At 73.7% G+C, this 16,338-nt stretch carries 15 protein-coding genes; 11 read left to right on the plus strand and 4 right to left on the minus strand.

What is annotated here, in order from left to right:
• From BU198_RS22870 to BU198_RS22880, 3 genes are all read left to right on the plus strand, one after another.
• On the plus strand, window positions 1–1,181 hold a 1,181-nt coding region (locus BU198_RS22870; protein WP_188298729.1), incomplete at its 5' end, for a sensor histidine kinase.
• A 331-nt stretch (window positions 1,182–1,512) separates the two neighbouring features.
• Window positions 1,513–3,105: a cellulose binding domain-containing protein gene (locus BU198_RS22875; RefSeq protein WP_188298730.1), complete on the plus strand. Its 1,593-nt coding sequence runs from the start codon at window positions 1,513–1,515 to the stop codon at window positions 3,103–3,105.
• A 203-nt stretch (window positions 3,106–3,308) separates the two neighbouring features.
• Window positions 3,309–4,709 carry a glycosyltransferase 87 family protein gene (locus BU198_RS22880; RefSeq protein WP_188298731.1) on the plus strand — a complete coding sequence of 467 codons (1,401 nt, stop codon included), beginning with the start codon at window positions 3,309–3,311 and terminating at the stop codon, window positions 4,707–4,709.
• A 131-nt stretch (window positions 4,710–4,840) separates the two neighbouring features.
• Here the strand turns inward: BU198_RS22880 and BU198_RS22885 are convergent, their stop codons facing one another.
• On the minus strand, window positions 4,841–5,257 hold the full coding sequence (locus BU198_RS22885; RefSeq protein WP_188298732.1) for an SsgA family sporulation/cell division regulator: 417 nt from the start codon (window positions 5,255–5,257) through the stop codon (window positions 4,841–4,843).
• 405 nt (window positions 5,258–5,662) lie between these two features.
• Here BU198_RS22885 and BU198_RS43405 point away from each other — a divergent pair, with 405 nt between their 5' ends.
• Both BU198_RS43405 and BU198_RS22895 read left to right on the plus strand, forming a co-directional pair.
• Window positions 5,663–7,384 (plus strand): RDD family protein, encoded by a 1,722-nt coding sequence (locus BU198_RS43405; protein ID WP_188298733.1) that lies wholly within the window; start codon window positions 5,663–5,665, stop codon window positions 7,382–7,384.
• 72 nt (window positions 7,385–7,456) lie between these two features.
• Window positions 7,457–8,200, plus strand: coding sequence for an RDD family protein (locus BU198_RS22895; protein WP_188298734.1), 744 nt, complete (start codon window positions 7,457–7,459; stop codon window positions 8,198–8,200).
• Between the two features lie 36 nt (window positions 8,201–8,236).
• Here BU198_RS22895 and BU198_RS22900 read toward each other — a convergent pair whose 3' ends face one another.
• Window positions 8,237–8,533, minus strand: coding sequence for a hypothetical protein (locus tag BU198_RS22900; protein WP_188298735.1), 297 nt, complete (start codon window positions 8,531–8,533; stop codon window positions 8,237–8,239).
• Between the two features lie 224 nt (window positions 8,534–8,757).
• Between BU198_RS22900 and BU198_RS22905 the strand changes: the two genes are divergently transcribed.
• The 4 genes from BU198_RS22905 (at window position 8,758) to mycP (ending at window position 12,864) form a co-directional block, all read left to right on the plus strand.
• Entirely contained in the window at window positions 8,758–9,456 is a 699-nt protein-coding gene (locus BU198_RS22905) for an endonuclease V (RefSeq protein WP_188298736.1), read from the plus strand.
• 98 nt (window positions 9,457–9,554) lie between these two features.
• Window positions 9,555–10,016 carry a hypothetical protein gene (locus BU198_RS22910; RefSeq protein WP_188298737.1) on the plus strand — a complete coding sequence of 154 codons (462 nt, stop codon included), beginning with the start codon at window positions 9,555–9,557 and terminating at the stop codon, window positions 10,014–10,016.
• Between the two features lie 47 nt (window positions 10,017–10,063).
• On the plus strand, window positions 10,064–11,500 hold the full coding sequence (locus tag BU198_RS22915) for a hypothetical protein (protein WP_188298738.1): 1,437 nt from the start codon (window positions 10,064–10,066) through the stop codon (window positions 11,498–11,500).
• 200 nt (window positions 11,501–11,700) lie between these two features.
• A complete protein-coding gene (mycP, locus tag BU198_RS22920) occupies window positions 11,701–12,864 on the plus strand; it encodes a type VII secretion-associated serine protease mycosin (RefSeq protein WP_188298739.1) in 1,164 nt (387 codons plus the stop codon).
• On the opposite strand, the gene BU198_RS22925 is transcribed toward mycP, so the two are convergent.
• Window positions 12,858–13,433 carry a GNAT family N-acetyltransferase gene (locus BU198_RS22925; protein ID WP_188298740.1) on the minus strand — a complete coding sequence of 192 codons (576 nt, stop codon included), beginning with the start codon at window positions 13,431–13,433 and terminating at the stop codon, window positions 12,858–12,860. The genes mycP and BU198_RS22925 overlap by 7 nt on opposite strands.
• A 197-nt stretch (window positions 13,434–13,630) precedes the next feature.
• Between BU198_RS22925 and BU198_RS22930 the strand changes: the two genes are divergently transcribed.
• Window positions 13,631–14,224, plus strand: coding sequence for a DinB family protein (locus tag BU198_RS22930; protein WP_188298741.1), 594 nt, complete (start codon window positions 13,631–13,633; stop codon window positions 14,222–14,224).
• A 105-nt stretch (window positions 14,225–14,329) separates the two neighbouring features.
• Here BU198_RS22930 and BU198_RS22935 read toward each other — a convergent pair whose 3' ends face one another.
• On the minus strand, window positions 14,330–14,770 hold the full coding sequence (locus BU198_RS22935; protein WP_188298742.1) for a hypothetical protein: 441 nt from the start codon (window positions 14,768–14,770) through the stop codon (window positions 14,330–14,332).
• A gap of 292 nt (window positions 14,771–15,062) precedes the next feature.
• Between BU198_RS22935 and BU198_RS22940 the strand changes: the two genes are divergently transcribed.
• Window positions 15,063–16,187 carry a cation diffusion facilitator family transporter gene (locus tag BU198_RS22940; protein WP_188298743.1) on the plus strand — a complete coding sequence of 375 codons (1,125 nt, stop codon included), beginning with the start codon at window positions 15,063–15,065 and terminating at the stop codon, window positions 16,185–16,187.
• The last annotated feature ends 151 nt before the right edge of the window (window positions 16,188–16,338 follow it).

A 16,338-nucleotide genomic window follows, 5' to 3' on the forward strand; every position in this document is an offset into this window, starting at 1 on the left:
TGCGTGCCGGGACGAGTGCCGCCGGACCGGCCGTCGGCGAGCCCGGGGGCCCGACGCTCGGGGAGGCCCGTGCCGTCGCGGCCGACGTGGCCACCGCCGGCGGGCAGGGCCGCTCCTTCACCGTGCAGGTGGCCGGCGGGTACGCCCTGCTCCAGCCGGTCGCGGTGGACACCGGACGGACCGCGGTGGTCGAGGTGTTCGTGGCCGAGAGCGACCTCACCCGGGGCGTCGCCACGGCCTGGCAGGTGCTCTCCGCCGTGGCGCTCGGCCTGGTCGCCATCTCGGTCCTGGTCGCCGACCGGATGGGCAGCCGGATCGTCGCCTCCGCCAGGAAACTCGCCGCCGCCGCCCGCTCGCTCGGCGCCGGGAACCTCTCGGTGCGGGTCCCGGTGGAGGGAAAACAGGTCGAGGGCAGCCCCGAGGAACTGCGTGAGGCCGGCCACGCGTTCAACACCATGGCCGACCGGGTGGTCCAACTCCTCGCCGCGGAACGGGAACTGGCCGCCGACCTGTCACACCGGCTGCGCACCCCGCTGACCGTGCTGCGGCTCAACGCCGCCTCGCTCGGCGAGGGCGACGCGGCCGACGCCACCCGGCACGCGGTCGCCCAACTGGAGCGCGAGGTCGACCAGATCATCCGCTCGGCCCGCCGCGCCCCCGAGGACGCGCCCGCCGTCGCGGTCGGCTGCGACGCCGCCGAGGTGATCAGGGAACGGGTCGCCTTCTGGTCGGCACTGGCCGAGGACGAGGGGCGCCGCTGGCAACTGGCCGGCGCCGAACGGGCGGCGCCGGTGCCCGTCCAGCGCGGCGACCTGGCGGCCGCCGTCGACGCGCTGCTCGGCAACGTCTTCCGGCACACCACCATCGGCACCGCCTTCTCGGTGGACGTGCTGGCCACCGACTGCTCGGTGATCGTGCTGGTCGGCGACGCCGGCCCGGGCTACAGCGACCCGGCCGCCGCCCTGAAGCGCGGCGAGGGGCACGGTGGCGAGGGCTCCACCGGCCTCGGCCTGGACATCGTCCGCAAGCTCGCCGAGTCCACCGGCGGCGACCTCGCGCTCGGCCGCTCGGCGGTGCTCGGCGGCGCCGAGACCCGGCTGCGGTTGCTCACCGGGCCGCAGGCGGCGGAGCCCGCGCGCACCGGACGGCGGCGGAGCCGGGGCGCGCTCTTCCAGAAGTGACGGTGCCTCCGGTTCCGTTCCGGCGTCCGACCGGTCCGGCCCCGAGGCCCGGTGCCGGCCTGGGACCGTTCTGGTGCCGGCCTGGCGTCGGCTTGGGACCGGCCTGGGACCGGCCTGGGACCGGCCGCTCCGCGGCGGTGGGCCGGGGAGGTTCCTTAACAGCGGCCTAAGGGAGTTCTACCCCTCGCTCAGCCCGTCGGTTCCGCCCCCGGACCGCCGCTAGCGTCGGTCGCGCCGGTCACCCGACCGTGCCGGGCCGGCCGCCCGGAGGTCCCTGCGCAGCCGCGCCCGGACGGTGGCCGACCGTAGGCATCCGCGGAGGAAACGCGCCATGACGACCCAGCCCACCCGCCGCTCCGGCCACCGCAGGCGCGGCCGCCGGGGCGCGATCATCGGGGCCACCGCGGTCGCCGCCGCCCTGGTCGCCGGCGGGACGATCGTCCTCGCCTCCTCGGCCAGCGCCGCCTCGCTCGGTGCCGTCTACAGCCGCACCAGCTCCTGGGACTCCGGCTACACCGGCCAGTACCTGGTCACCAACCCGGACAGCAGCGCGATCGAGGACTGGACGCTCAGCTTCGACCTGCCGGCCGGGGCGAAGATCGACTCGCTCTGGAACGCCACCCTCACCGTCGACGGGCAGCACGTCACGGTCAGGCCGGAGGCCTGGAACAAGCGGCTGGAGCCCGGCAAGAGCGTGGTCGTCGGCTTCGTCGCCCAGGGCGCGGGCGGGGCCCAGGCCGAGCCGTCCGGCTGCCTGATCAACAACGTCTCCTGCAAGGCGGGAGACGGCACCGCGCCCACCCCCTCGGGCCGTCCGACCACCACCCCCTCGCCCACGGCGAGCGCGACGGCCACCGCCGCGCCGACCACCACCGCGGTCCCCACCGTCACCCCGACCGCCACCCCGACCGTCACCGCGACGGTGAAGCCGACCACCCCGGCGCCGACCCCCACCCCGACCGTCACCCCCACGGCGACCGGTGTGCCCGTTCCCCCGGTCGGCGCCGGGGCCGGTTTCGCCCCGTACGTGGACACCTCGCTCTACCCGCCGTACGACCTGGTCGCCACCGCCAAGGCGAGCGGGGTGAAGAACTTCAACCTCGCCTTCGTGGTGTCCGGCGGCGGCTGCACGCCCAAGTGGGGCGGTGTCAGCGAGCTGTCCGCCGACGCGGTGGCCGCCCAGATCGGCGCGCTGCGGGCGGCCGGCGGCGAGGTCCGGGCCTCCTTCGGCGGGGCCAACGGCAGCGAGCTCGCCCTGGCCTGCGGCTCGACCGCCGAGCTGACCGCCGTGTACCAGAAGGTCGTGGACGCCTACGGCCTCACCAGGCTGGACTTCGACGTCGAGGGCGGGGCGATCGCCAACGCCGCCGCCAACACCCGGCGCGCCCAGGCCATCGCCCAGCTCCAGAAGACCGCCGCCGCCAAGGGCAAGGCCCTGGACGTCTCCTTCACCCTGCCCGCGCTGCCCTCCGGCCTGACCCAGGAGGGCGTCGACCTGGTCGCCGGCGCCAAGGCCAACGGGGTCGCGATCGGCGCCGTCAACATCATGGCGATGGACTTCGGCGACGGCGTCGCCCCCAACCCGCAGGGCCAGATGGGCAAGTACGCGATCGCCGCGGCGACCGCCACCCAGGCCCAGGTCAAGAGCGTGCTCGGGCTGGACGACGCGGCCGCCTGGCGGAAGGTCGCGGTCACCCCGATGATCGGCGTCAACGACGTCGCCAGCGAGGTCTTCACGGTGGCCGACGCCAAGCAGCTGGCCGACTTCGCGGCGGCCAGGCACCTGGCCTGGCTGTCCATGTGGTCGGGCACCCGGGACAAGGCCTGCGAGGGCGGCGCCAAGGCCGTTGCCGACGCCACGTGCAGCAGCGTCGTCCAGCAGCCGCTGGACTTCACCCGGGCCCTGGGGGCGTACAAGGGCTGAGGCCCGTCCTCCCCGTCCTCCGCGTTCTGCCCGATCGCCCGGTTCACGCCGCTGTCCCCGGTCCTGGCCGGCCGTACTCCGCCCGCAGCGGAGTACGGCCGGTCAGGGCCGCTTTGTCACGCTGCGTAGGCGAACGTGTCCGGTCCCGCCCGGACCGCATCCGGTATCGTCGCTGGTTGGCCCAGCCCTGGACGGAGTGGACAGTGACAGCGGTGCAAGACGAGCGCAGCCCGGTGCGGACCGCACCCGACCCCTCGCCCGCCCCCCTGTCGGACCGGCTGCGCCGGGCCGTCGGCGCTCCCGTCCGGGCTCTGCGCGAGGCCCCCCGCCGCCCGCTGCTGGCCGCCTCCGCCGTGGCGCTGGTGTCGCTGCTGGTGTACGCGGTGGTCCGGCACTTCGTCCACACCTCGATGGTGGACATGATCGTCTACCGGGCCGAGGGCGCCGCCGTGGCCGACGGCACCGACCTGTACGCGCTGCGCGTCACCGAGTGGAACCTGCCCGCGACCTACCCGCCGTTCGCGGCGATGCTGTTCGTCCCGACCACCTGGTTCCCGGTCCCGTTCCTCAGGGTGGCGATCACTCTCGGCAACGTCGGGCTGCTCGCCCTGCTGACCCACCTGTCGTTCAAGCTGGCCGGCTGGCCGCGCCGCGAGCTGCGGCCGATCGGCGTGATCCTGGTGACCGGCCTCGGGGTCTGGCTCGAACCGGTCTTCACCACGCTCCGCTACGGCCAGATCAACCTCGCGCTGGCCTGCCTGATCCTCTGGGACCTCACCCGCCCGGACGGGCGGCGGAGCAAGGGCGTGGCGATCGGCATCGCCGCCGGCATCAAGCTCACCCCCGGCCTGTTCGCGGTCTACCTGCTGATCACCGGCAGGATCAGGGCCGCCTTCGTGGCGGGCTTCACCTTCCTCGGCACCTTCCTGCTCGGCGCCCTGGTGCTGCCCGACGCCACCCGGGGCTTCTGGACCGAGTACCTCTACGACTCCTCCAGGGTCGGCAAGACCTGGATCGTCGACAACCAGTCGCTGCGCGGCGCCTTCGCCCGCCTGCTGCACACCGCCGACCCCGGCACGATCGCCACCCTCGGGGCCGGACTGGTCGCGCTGGCCGGCCTCGCGGTCTCCGCCTGGGCCGCGCGCAGCGGCCGCTGGCTGCCCCGGGCCGAGGCCTGGGGCGTCTGCTGCGCGGCCGTCACCGCCGTGCTGATCTCGCCGATCAGCTGGACCCACCACTGGGTCTGGTGCGTGCCGATGCTGGTCCTGCTCGCCGCCGAGGCCTCCGTCGAGCACGCCCGCCCGGCCGGCGTGCGCCGGCTGCGCTGGCGGGCCGTCTTCTGGGCCACGCTGGTCGCCTTCCTGTCCTTCGCGATGTGGGCCGCGAAGCCGGTCGGCCAGGCAGTCCTCGACATGTCACCGTGGCGCCAGCTGCCGACCTCGGTCTATCCGTGGGTCGGACTCTGCTTCCTGCTCGCCGCCGCCGTCCGGATAAGGGCCCGACGGCGTTCGGCCGGCGCACCGCTGGTCCGGCTGCCCGGACAGCGCGACGCCGGAGGCCCGGACACCGCCCGCGGTCGTCAGCAAGCCCCCGCGGCCCGCTGAACCGGCGGGGGCGCCGCTCCTGCTTCCCTGGTCCCGCTCCTGCTCCTGCTCCTGTTCGTACCCGCGCTCGTGTTCGCGTTCGGGTCCGGGCAGGTGCTGCCGTACGTGCCGGTGCACGCTGCGGCGCACGCCTAGGCGAGCAGCTCGGCGAGCGAGCCGTCCATGTCCAGCGCGGCCAGCTCGCTGCCCGGCGGGACCAGCCGGTGCGCCCGCTCCAGCCAGGCCGCGACGACCGGCAGCGGGGCCTCCAGCAGCGCGTCCCCGGCGGGCGAGCTCAGGGCCAGACAGAGCACGCTGCGCCGGCCCGAGCGGGTCGGCCAGATCCGCACGTCGCCCTGGCCGCACGGGCGGAAGGTGCCCTCGACCAGCAGCTCGCGGGCGAACACCCAGGTCACCGGGGACCCGGTGTCCAGGTGGAAGGTCATGTACACCGCGTACGGGTCGTGGCTGCCGTAGGACAGCCGGGCCGGCACGGGGACGCTGTGCTCCGGCGAGAGCACCAGGTTGAGCTCCAGCTCGTGCTCGACCACGCTGACGGGACGCTCCATGATCGTCTTCCTCTCTGTCTTCGGGCGGCGCCCGGTTCCGGGCCCCTGTGACCTTTGAGAGGGCGGTCCGCACCGGCTCTTACACACGTTTCCGGGATTTCTTCGGGAAGTTTGGTGAGGGGTGGTGAACGGCGGACGGTACGGCGCGCGAGCACTTGCCGTGCGCCGGGTTCCCTACCTTGAGCGACCCTTCACTGTCCGGGGAATCACGAACTTCCCGTCCTGGCTCCGGTGAGGTACTACCCTTTGTGACTGTCCGGCGACTGTCCGCCCATCGGTGGCGCCCCCGCACGCGCCGAGCGCCGGGCGCGCGCCGGGCCGTGCGCGCGGATCGACTCGTCTGCCGTGGCGGGCTCGACCGGCCCGCACTGCCCTCGTCGGGACCTGCCAGGAGAGAAGACCCCCATGACGGACCGTCCCTTCGCCGACGCCGGCGACCCGGCCGTCGCGCCCGAGCCCGGCTACTACCCCGACCCCTCCATCCCCGGTTTCGTCCGGTACTGGGGCGGCTCGGCCTGGGTGCCGGGCACCACCCGGCTCGCGCCCGCCGAGGGTGAGGTGCTGGAAGCGCCCCGGTACGCGACCAGGCGGCCCGCCCCGGACGGGGGCGCGGCGCGCGTGGTGCCGCCGCCGGTGGTGCCGTCCACGGAGTCGTCGGTGGTGCCACCGGTGGCGCCTTCGGTGGTGGCTCCGGTGCTGCCTCCGGGCGGGGTGGACACGGTGTCGCGGCCGGTGCAGGGGCAGGGGCCGGAGGCGGGGCAGGGCCTGGCTCCGGCTCTGGGGCCTCCGGGCCTGGGGCCCGCGGCGGGGATGCAGGCGATGGTGGTGGCGGGGATGCCGGCGGGCGGCGGTGACACCGGGCCGGTGTACTTCGACCAGACCTCGGGCGGGGCGTCCTTCGTGCTCGGGTCGCGGGTGGCGGAGGTGATCGGCGGGCCGGTGTTCCGGACGGTCGACGCGCAGGGGGCTCCGTCGGCGGCGTCTTCGGGCTTCTCCGGCATCGGGCTGCCCGGGTCCTCGGGCGAGCCGGTGGTCGTCGGCGCGATGCCGGGGACGGCCCCGGGCGCGGGTGCGGTCCCGGTCCCGACTCCCTCTTCGGTTCCGGCGGCCTCTTCGGTTTCGGCCCCCGCCCCGGCTGCCGCGGAGCCCGGATGGCACGGAGAGCCGGGGTGGCACGGGGAGTCCGGCTGGCAGGCCGATCCGCGGGTGCAGCGGGGTCTGGTGGAGACGGGCGATGCGCCGCGCTGGGTCTCCTGGGGGGTGCTTCCGGAGGCGCTTGACGCGGATCAAGGGCGTGCGGAGCCTGAGCGTGCTTCGGCTGCCGTGGAGCCGGTGGCCACCGGTGCGCCCGCCGTGGCGGTGGCGATGGCGATGGCGGTCCGGGAGGCGCCGGTGCCGGCCGTCCTGGCCTCGGGACCGGTGCCGGTGCTCGGCGGGGAGGTGGCTCCGGTCGCGGTCGCCCCGGTGGCCTCGACGCCCGCGGTCGCCACGGCCGGCTCCGCCCCGGTCGCCCCGCTGCCCACCGTGCGGACGGTCCGGGAGACCGCCGTCCAGCCCCGCCCGTCCGGTGCCGCCCCCGCCCCCTCTTCCCGGAGTTCCCGGGCCTCCCGGGCCGCCAAGGGCTCCCGGGCGGCCGCGCCGGCCGGCCTCGGCCGTCGCCTGGCGGCGCGGGCGGTGGACACCGCCGTGCTGCTGGTGGTCGCCGTCGCCGCCGGGATCCCGCTCGGCCGCTCGGTGACCGACCACCTCCAGCGGAAGCTCGACCAGGCCCGGATGGCCAGCGCCCTCACCCGGCGTCAGATCCAGGTCTGGCTGGTCGACGACGTGGTGCTCGGCAAGATCGCCGTGCTGATCGGCATCCTGCTGTTCGTCAGCCTGCTCTACGAGGTGCTGCCGATCGCCCGCACCGGCCAGACCTTCGGCAAGCGGCTGGCCCGGATCCGCGTGGTGGACGCCGCCGCCCCGGCGGCCAGGGCCAGGCTGAGCCTCGGCCGCTCGCTGCTCCGCTGGGCCGTGCGGCAACTGGGCGTGGTGCTGCTGCTCGGCCTGGTCTGGCCGGTGTTCGACCGTACGGCGCGGCGAGGCTGGCAGGACCGCGCGGCCCGTACCCGGGTGGTGCGCGGCTGAGGGCCGCAGGCCTCGTGCAAAACGGACAAAATGTCCCAAGCATTGAGAATGTGTGATGTTCTACTCGGGAGCATGAGCACCCACGACCCCTCAGGCCCCCAGCCGGAGGGGGGCGGCAAGCCCTCCTTCGACAAGCAGCCCCCGCAGCCCGGCGGCGGCACGCCGGAAGGCGAGCCGTCCGGCCCGACCCCGTCCAACGGTCCGTCCGGCGGTCCCGGCGCCTATGAGGGCACCTACGGCGGAAGCCCGTACGGCGCTCCGACCCCCGGTCAGGACCCGTACGGTCAGACTCCCTACGGCCAGCCCCCGTCCGACCAGGCCCCGCCCGGCTACGGCACCGGCTACGGCCCCGGCGCGTACGGCACTCCCGGCGCCGGCCCCGTCCCCGGCATGCCGCCGATCGGCACTTGGCCCAAGCGGATCCTCGCCCGGCTGATCGACTACCTCCTGATGCAGCTCATCGCTGTGATCATCGTGGGGCCCTTCAGCGACCTCGGCACGCGCAACGGCTCCACCGAGGCGTTCTGGCTCGGCTGCGCCATCTACCTCGTCTACGAGGCCCTGATGCTCAGCCGGGACGGCCAGACGCTCGGCAAGAAGGCGATGAAGATCCGCGTCGCCATGCTCGTCGACGGGAACAAGCCCACCCAGTCCGCCGCCTGGACCCGCGCCGCCGTCTTCATCCTCCCGGCCGTGCTCTGCTGCGCCGCACTCTGGTGGGTCGTCGACGGCCTCTTCGGCGTCTTCGACAAGCCGTACCGGCAGTGCCTGCACGACAAGGCCGCGAAGACCGTGGTGGTCACCACGGAGGTCTGAGCGGCGGAGCGGGACGCACCTGCGCCCGGCGGCGCCTCAGCGCTGCCGGGCGTACGCGTGCCCGGCAGCGGCCGGGGCGGGGCGGGGCGCCTCGGCCGGATCCGCGGGGCTCGTCACCGGAGCCGGAGCCGGAGCCGGAGCCGGAGCCGGGGCCTCGGACCGGGCGGCGGACATCGCGAGCACCGTCACCACGGTGCCGAGCGCCAGCGCGAACCCCACCAGCACCGCGACCGCCAGGAGGCCGGAGGCGCCCGAGACGGCGAGCAGTGCCACCGTGGCGGCGACGACGGTGAACGAGCCGAGGCAGACCTGGGCGACGGAGGGGCGCGGCATGGCGGGGGGTCCTTCGCACGTCGGGGGAAACGGGCGGGAGTGGTGCCGGTTCCAGTGGTCCTGCCCGGCGGGGGAGCCGGGTACGTCCAGGCTAGCCGCCGGGGGCGGGGGCACAGGGGGCGCACGGGCTCATCCCGGGGTCGTCCGCCCCGGTCGGTACGGTGACCCGGAACCTGTCGACACCGCGCACCACCACGCACCCACACGTACCGGGGGAACCGACCGTGCCCATCCCCGCCGACTGGCCCACCACCGAGGCCGAGGCGCTCGCCGAACAGGAGCGGCTGCGCCCGCTCGTCCAGGCCCACGACGACGAGGCCGCCGGCCCGTTGATCGCCGGTGTGGACGTCGCGTACGACGACGACCGCGACCTCGTCGCCGCCGCGGCCGTCCTGCTCGACCGGGACACCCTGGACGTCGTGGAACAGGCCACCGCCGTCGGCCGGATCGCCTTCCCGTACGTCCCCGGACTGCTCGCCTTCCGCGAACTGCCCGCCGTCCTCGACGCGTTGGCCGCCCTCACCCGCACCCCCGACACCGTCGTCTGCGACGGCTACGGCCTCGCCCACCCCCGCCGCCTCGGACTCGCCAGCCACCTCGGCGTCCTCACCGGACTGCGCACCCTCGGCGTCGCCAAGACCCCCTTCACCTTCGACCACCACCAGCCCGACGCCCCGCGCGGCTCCTGGACCCCGCTCACCGACCCCGCCACCGGCGAGGAGGTCGGCCGCGCCGTCCGCACCAGGCCCGGCGTGAAACCCGTCTTCGTCTCCGTCGGCCACCGGACCGGCCTCGACACCGCCGTCCGCACCACCCTCGGCCTCGCCCGCCACTACCGCCTCCCCGAGACCACCCGGCACGCCGACGCGCTCTGCCGACGCGCCCTCGCCGAAGCCCAGCGGACCGGGACGACCGCGAACTGACCATGCCCGGGGCGGGATTCGGGACCGGTGTGTTAGACATGAGACACCGGGGCCCGGCCCCGGCCGCCAGGGACGGACGCACGGGGGAGGCGCCGAAAATGGGATCAGGACCAGGACCAGGGACCACAGGTACCGGTTCGACCGGCGGAGCCGGGCAGGGCTACCGCGTCGAAGTCGAGCAACTGCGCACCTTCGCAGGCCAAGTACGGCTGCTGCTCGCCGACTTCCAGAAGCACGCCGACGGCACCGACACCCACGGCCGCAGCGGCATCGGCAAGAGCGCCTTCGGGACCTTCGCCGAAGCCACCGAGATCCACGGCCGCTACGGCACCATGCGGGACGCGCTGCGCGACGTCCTCAACCAGCTCCAGGAAGCCGTGAACGAGGCCCAGCGGAAGGCCGACCTCACCGCCACCAACTACGAGGAGCAGGACCGGCACACCGTCGCCAAGCTCAAGCCCGGCGACGACGGCTGGTCCGTCGCCCAGCCCTCCGCGAGCAGCCAGGCCGCGGCCCGGAAGAACCTCACCCCGTCCAACCGCGGCAACACCACCGTCTAGCCGCCGCTCGCCGCCCGCCGCCCGGACCGAACGGAGGCCGACCGCCCGTGGTCTACACCGACTTCACCAAGTACAGCCACGCCCAGCTCCGCACGATGGCCCAGGCCCTCGACCCCGGCGCGGTGATGGCCGCCGGCGACCCCTGGCGCAGGGCCGCCGACACCCTCAAGCAGATCCGCCTGACCCTCACCAAGGCCAGCACCGAGGCCGCCACCTCCTGGGAAGGCACCACCAGCGACGCCTTCCACACCCGCATGCTCACCCTGGCCGCCAGCATCAACAACGCCGCCGCCTACGCCAACGACGCGGCCAACATCCTCCACCAGACCTCCGAAGCCATGGCCAAGGCCAAGCGCGACATGCCGGAGGAACCCGGCAACTGGGACAAGGTCAAGGACACCGTCGGCGACGCCCTCTTCGGCGACGACGACGAACACATCCCGGTCACCGACCGCAAGAAGGCCGAAGCGGCCGCCATCATGCAAACCCTCGCCATGCACTACCGCGTCGCCACCCCGGCCCTGAAGGCTCCGTCGCCGTACAGTTCAGGGGGGAAAGAAAACTCGCACGAGGTGGCAGCACAGGGCGATCCGAGTTCCGCAGCGGCGATGGCCGCCGCGATGATGTCGGGTACCTCTCTTGGGGCCGGGGGAACGTCGGTGCGGGCGGTACCCGCCCCCGCAACGCAGCGGCCGAAGTCCTCCCAGCCACCGGTGGCTGCGGGCTCCGTACCCAGGAATTCAGCTGTCCCGGTCGACTCCGGGATCAAGGGAGGTTCGGCGCAGGCCTCGGCGAAGCCGTTGACCACACCGGGCGGTGTTTCAGGTTCGGGCATTACCGGTACGCCGGTTCCTGGTCCGAGCGGTAGCGTTCCGACACCCCCTACCTCGGGGACCCAGACTTCCGGCCTGAACAGTGCACCGGCCGCAGGGCCCGCGAACGGATCGCCCCCCGGCGGGGGCGGGCAGAGCATTGTCAGTCCTGCGGGGCCGACCGCGCAGAATGCGCCGGGCGTGCCTGGATTCGGCCAGAGCAGGACCGGAACCGGCGGCAAGGGGTTCCCCGGCGCCGAGACGCCAGGGGGCGGTTCGAGTCCACTCGGGGGCCGAGCCGGCAACACCGGTGGTGGCGGTCAAGTCCACCCGGGTGTCGGGGGCGTGGGGCGCGGGGCGTCCGGAGCCAGACAGACGAGTGGGCTTCCGGCTCGGCCTGGTGGTGCTGTCCGTGAGACCACGCTGCCTGGCGAGGGTGCGCGCGGCAAGCAGGCATTCACCGAGGGCGGGTCGGGGCTGGGGGCGCGAAACCGGTTCAGGGGGGAGTCCAGCGCCGCAAGCGCGAACGGTATGACGCCCGGTGTCCCGTTGGGCGGGGCGCAAGGACGGAAGAAGGACCGGAAGAAGGACGGCAAGCGGCCGGACTACCTCGTAGAAGACGAGGAGACCTGGGCGTCGGACAAGCCGACCAACCCGAACGTGGTGGAATGAGGCCGGCCCGTGGACGGACGGGTGATCTGATCGCGTCCCGCAGGTCGGGGATCTGTGGGACGCCTCGGCGAGTGGGGTGACCGGGTTTGACGAGCCGCTGGTTGGCGCGTGGTACAGCGGCCCTTGCCGCCGGGGCATTGGTCTGGAGTGTTGCCGCACCGGCGGCGTCGGGCGATCAGATCAGGGACCAGCAGTGGGCCTTGAAGACCTTCGAGGTCGAGTCGAAGGTGTGGCCGGTCAGCCAGGGCGAAGGCGTCGTCGTTGCGGTGATCGACAGTGGGGTGAACTCGGATCATCAGGATCTGACCGGGCAGGTCGTTCCTGGGGCTGACTTCTCAGGAACCCAGTCGGATGGCCGTATCGATACTGTCGGCCACGGTACCGGCATGGCGAGCCTCATCGTGGGGCATGGACACGGTTCGCAGGCCGGAGTGATGGGTCTGGCCCCGAAGGCGAAGATTCTGCCGGTGAAGGTGAAGACCACGGACGGTGGCCCCGAACCTCAGGTGAACGATCTTGCCGAGGCGATCCGCTTCGCGGTGGACCACGGTGCGACGGTCGTCAACATGTCCCTGGGAGGGCTCCTCCGGTTCGACACGAAGACGCGCAAGGCCGTTGCGTACGCGGTGTCGAAGGACGCCGTTCTGATCGCCAGTGCGGGCAACAGCGGTTCGGACTTGGGTGTCAACTATCCGGCGGCCTTCCCCGGGGTGGTGGCCGTGGGTGCCGTGGATTCCAAGGGAGTTGTGTGGGGCGGTTCCACACCGGGGCCCGAGACCACACTCATCGCACCTGGCGTGGACATCTATCACGCTTCGGCCAAGTCACCCACGAGCTACGCGGCCGGCGACGGTACCTCCGGCGCCGCCGCCTATGCGTCCGCCACTGCTGCGCTGATTCGGTCGAAATATCCGAGCCTGTCGGCCGGACAGGTGATCAACCGGATGATCAAGTCGGCCACTCCGCCGGCTGATGGGTCCGGGGTGCCCAACAGCCGCTACGGATATGGGGTTCTCTCGCCGGCGAAGGCTCTGGAAGCGAACCCCGCGGTGGACAACGGACCTCGGGAGAACCCGCTGGCGAACCGACCGGAGGCGAAGGGCACGCCTCCTCCCGTCGATGAGGAGACGGACGAGCCCTCCGAGGCGCCCATGGTCCCTGAGGGGGACCACGGCGGCGGCAGCGACGCGATCGGGCCCTGGGTCATCGTGGGGATCGGTGTGGGGCTGCTGGGACTGTTGGTCGGGGTCGTGGTGTTCGTCGTCGTGTTCGTGGTGCGGGGGCGGAGGAGGCGGGCCGCGGCTGCGGGGGCGCATCAGCAGCAGCCGTACCGGCAGCCGCCGTATGGGGGGCCGTATCAGTGAGTGGCGAGCCATTCGTCGCGTAGGGCGGCCATGTGGAGGACGTCCCAGTAGCGGTCGTCCCAGTGGTGGGCCTGGCGGGCGCGGCCTTCGAGGGTGAAGCCGGACTTGCGGTAGGAGTGGGCGGCGCGTTCGTTGTACTCGAAGACTTCGAGGTGGACGCGGTGGAGGCGGATGGTCTCGAAGGCGTGGCGCAGGACCAGGAGGGTGGTCTCGGTGCCGATGCCGCGGCCGGTGCTGTCCGGGGTGAGGGCGATCCGGAAGCCGGCGGAGGAGTTGTCGGGGTCGACGTCGGTGAGGGCGGTCTCGCCGAGGAAGCGGCCGGTGGCGGGGTCCTCGACGGCGAGGTCGAGGCGGTCGGGCTGGTCGGCGCGGGTGGCGCACCACTGGTGGATCCGGTCGCGGGTGAAGGCGGTGCGGGTGCCGGTGAGCCGGTTGGTCGTCTCGTCGGCGCAGAGCTCCCACATCGGTTCGGTGTGCCGTTCGCCGAGGGGGACGAGGCGGACGGTGCGGCCGTCCAGGGTGGGCTTGACGGCGAGGGCGGCGATGTCGGCGAGGGCGTCGGCGGTCATGGCGCCCAGGATGGGTGGTCGGTCTCCGGTTCGTCCACGCGTTTTCGTCCGTACGCACCGATGTGGGGTGAGCGTGGCGGAGGGGGCGCGTATGGGGGGACTGCGCCGGGTGAATGCGCCGGGGGTGGCCGCATTTCGGCGGTCGCTGGCGTCATTGCCGCTGGTGGGGTCGGTGGGGCGGCGGAGATGCTGGGGCCATGAGCACTTCTGAGAGCACGCCGGTGGAGAACGCACCGGTCACCGCCACCACCACCGCCGACGGAATTGTCCCGGACACCAAGGACTGGACCTGGGTGCTGGAACGCCCCTGCCCCGACTGCGGGTTGGACACCCCGAGGGTTGTCCGGGAGGACGTCGCCGGGATGGTCAGGGCCAACGCGGAGGGCTGGCTGGCGGTGCTGGCCGGGGACGGGGAGGGGCTGCGTCGCAGGCCCGCCCCCGGGATCTGGTCGGACCTGGAGTACGCGTGCCACGTCCGGGACGTCTTCCGGCTGTTCGAAGTCCGGCTGAACCTGATGCTGGACCAGGACGGCCCGCTGTTCCCCAACTGGGACCAGGACGAGACGGCCGTCGCCGAGCGCTACGGGGAGCAGGACCCGCAGGTGGTGGCCGGGGAGCTGGCGGAGGCCGCGGAGAAGCTCGCCGCGGCCTTCGAGCGGGTGGCCGGCGAGCAGTGGCGGCGGACCGGGAACCGCAGTGACGGGGCGCGGTTCACGGTCGAGACGTTCTCCCGGTACCTGATCCACGACCCGGTGCACCACCTGTTCGACGTGACGGGCGAGCGGGTCTGAGACGGTCCCGGGGGCGGGCGTCCAGGGACCGGAGGCCCCGGGAACGGGCGTCCAGGGGCCGGCCGTCCCCGGGGAGGCCGTTCCGGCGGCGGGCGGGGCGGGGGGTCACCAGCCGGAGGCCTCGCGCAGCATGGTGCGGCGCAGTCGGCCGGCCACGCTGGCGGCGTCGGTGCCGATGACGTCGGCGATCTCGGGGGCGGCGAGCCCGACGACGTAGTGGAGGACCGCGAGGTCGTCGTCGGCCGGGTGGCGGTCCGGGTCGGCGGTCACCCTGCGGCTGTGTTCGGCGACGGTGCCGCGCAGGATCTCCCAGGCGTGCGCGGTCGGGTTGGAGCTGCCCATCAACTCCCGCCAGTGCACCGCGATTTCCGCGAACGCCTGCTGGACGGCGGTGGCCGCGGAGCTGTGCTCGGTCAGCCACACGCGGGCATAGCTGAGGTACCGGGGGCGGTGGAGTTCGCAGAACGCGGTGAACTCCAGTGGCACCTCCGCCGGCTCGCCGGGCCCCGGGGGCGGCTCGGCGGGACTCTCGTGACGGTTGGTCATCTCGGCTTCTCGGAAAGGGAGATGGGTTTCTGACGGTCGATCATCTGTGCTCACTCTACGGTAGGCCCTCGGTGCGCTGGGTGACCAATCCGATGGAATGCCCGGAACCCGTCGCCGCCAGGCCGGTTCCGGTGGCGACCGGGGGTGGAGTGGCGGCGGGACGGCCGGGCGGGGGCCGGCGGGGTGGTCCTGCACAGTGGCGTGGGAGGCGTAGTTGCGAGCGCGTCGCAGCTGGTCAGAGGGTGTAGGACGGCTATGGCTGCAAGGCGGTTGATGTGCCACCGTAGGGCCTATGGAGGCTGACGTCCACGCCCAGGGCGCGAACCCGCGCCCGCACAACCACCTGCACAACCGCACTCACGATCGCGGTGAAGATCACCACGGACGGGGGCATGGCCATCACCACGATGACGGCATCACCCCCGCCCACGACCAGGCCCACGGTCACACCCACGACCACGACCACGGCCACGCCCACGGTCTGCGCGACCGCCTCACCCATCTCCTGCGCCCGCACTCGCACGACGCCGCCGACCGGGTGGACGCGGCCATGGAGGCCTCCACCGAGGGGCTGCGCACCCTGTGGATCTCGCTGGTGGTGCTCGGCGCCACCGCGCTGGTCCAGGCCGCCATCGTGGCCCTCTCCGGTTCGGTGGCGCTCCTCGGCGACACCGTGCACAACGTCGCCGACGCGCTGACCGCCGCCCCGCTCGGGATCGCCTTCCTGCTCGGCCGCCGGGCCGCCAACCGCCGCTACACGTACGGGTACGGGCGGGCCGAGGACCTGGCGGGGGTGGCGATCGTGCTGGCCGTGGCGGCCTCGGCGGTGTTCACCGGGGTGGCCGCGGTGGACCGGCTGCTGCACCCCCGGCCGGTGGACCACCTGGGGGCGGTGGCGGTCGCCGCCCTGGCCGGCTGCCTGGGCAACGAGTGGGTGGCCCGCTACCGGATCCGCACCGGCCGCCGGATCGGTTCGGCGGCGCTGGTCGCGGACGGCGTGCACGCCAGGACCGACGGGCTGACATCGCTCGCGGTGCTCGTCGGCGCGGCCGGGGCCGGGCTCGGCCTGCCCTGGGCGGACCCGTTGGTCGGCCTGCTGATCACGGCGGCGATCCTGCTGGTGCTGCGCGGCTCGGTGTGCGAGGTGGGCCGCCGGCTGATGGACGGGGTGGATCCGGTCCTGGTGGACACCGCCGAGGGTGCGCTGCGCGAGGTGGACGGCGTGCGCGGGGTGGGCGCGCTGCGGATGCGGTGGATCGGGCACTCGCTGCGCGCCGAGGCGGACGTGGTGGTGGACGGCGCGCTCACCGTGGTGGCGGCGCACCGGGTGGCCGAGGCGGCGGAGCAGGCGTTGATCCGGGCGGTCCCGCGCCTGCTGGCCGCCACCGTGCACATCGACCACGCCCCGGCGGCCTGAACGGGACCGGTCTGCACGGGACCGGCCTGCACGCGGCCGGCCTGGACGGGGCCGGTCCGATCGGGACCGGCCCGAACGGAGCCGGTGGGCGGGACCGGCCGGGGCGGGCGGGCGGACGGGCGGAGCGGCCGCCCGTCAGGAGGTCGTCCGG

The organism is Streptomyces sp. CBMA156 (assembly GCF_014596515.1).
Classification (GTDB): Bacteria; Actinomycetota; Actinomycetes; order Streptomycetales; family Streptomycetaceae; genus Kitasatospora.

What these genes read in the sequence shown, in the direction of transcription:
- BU198_RS22940 (WP_188298743.1), top strand. Translation starts at nt 15,063, where the DNA reads ATGGAGGCTGACGTCCACGCCCAGGGCGCGAACCCGCGCCCGCACAAC.
- BU198_RS22935 (WP_188298742.1), bottom strand. Translation starts at nt 14,770, where the DNA reads ATGACCAACCGTCACGAGAGTCCCGCCGAGCCGCCCCCGGGGCCCGGC.
- BU198_RS22910 (WP_188298737.1), top strand. Translation starts at nt 9,555, where the DNA reads ATGGGATCAGGACCAGGACCAGGGACCACAGGTACCGGTTCGACCGGC.
- BU198_RS22875 (WP_188298730.1), top strand. Translation starts at nt 1,513, where the DNA reads ATGACGACCCAGCCCACCCGCCGCTCCGGCCACCGCAGGCGCGGCCGC.
- BU198_RS43405 (WP_188298733.1), top strand. Translation starts at nt 5,663, where the DNA reads ATGACGGACCGTCCCTTCGCCGACGCCGGCGACCCGGCCGTCGCGCCC.
- BU198_RS22895 (WP_188298734.1), top strand. Translation starts at nt 7,457, where the DNA reads ATGAGCACCCACGACCCCTCAGGCCCCCAGCCGGAGGGGGGCGGCAAG.
- BU198_RS22930 (WP_188298741.1), top strand. Translation starts at nt 13,631, where the DNA reads ATGAGCACTTCTGAGAGCACGCCGGTGGAGAACGCACCGGTCACCGCC.
- BU198_RS22885 (WP_188298732.1), bottom strand. Translation starts at nt 5,257, where the DNA reads ATGGAGCGTCCCGTCAGCGTGGTCGAGCACGAGCTGGAGCTCAACCTG.
- BU198_RS22925 (WP_188298740.1), bottom strand. Translation starts at nt 13,433, where the DNA reads ATGACCGCCGACGCCCTCGCCGACATCGCCGCCCTCGCCGTCAAGCCC.
- BU198_RS22900 (WP_188298735.1), bottom strand. Translation starts at nt 8,533, where the DNA reads ATGCCGCGCCCCTCCGTCGCCCAGGTCTGCCTCGGCTCGTTCACCGTC.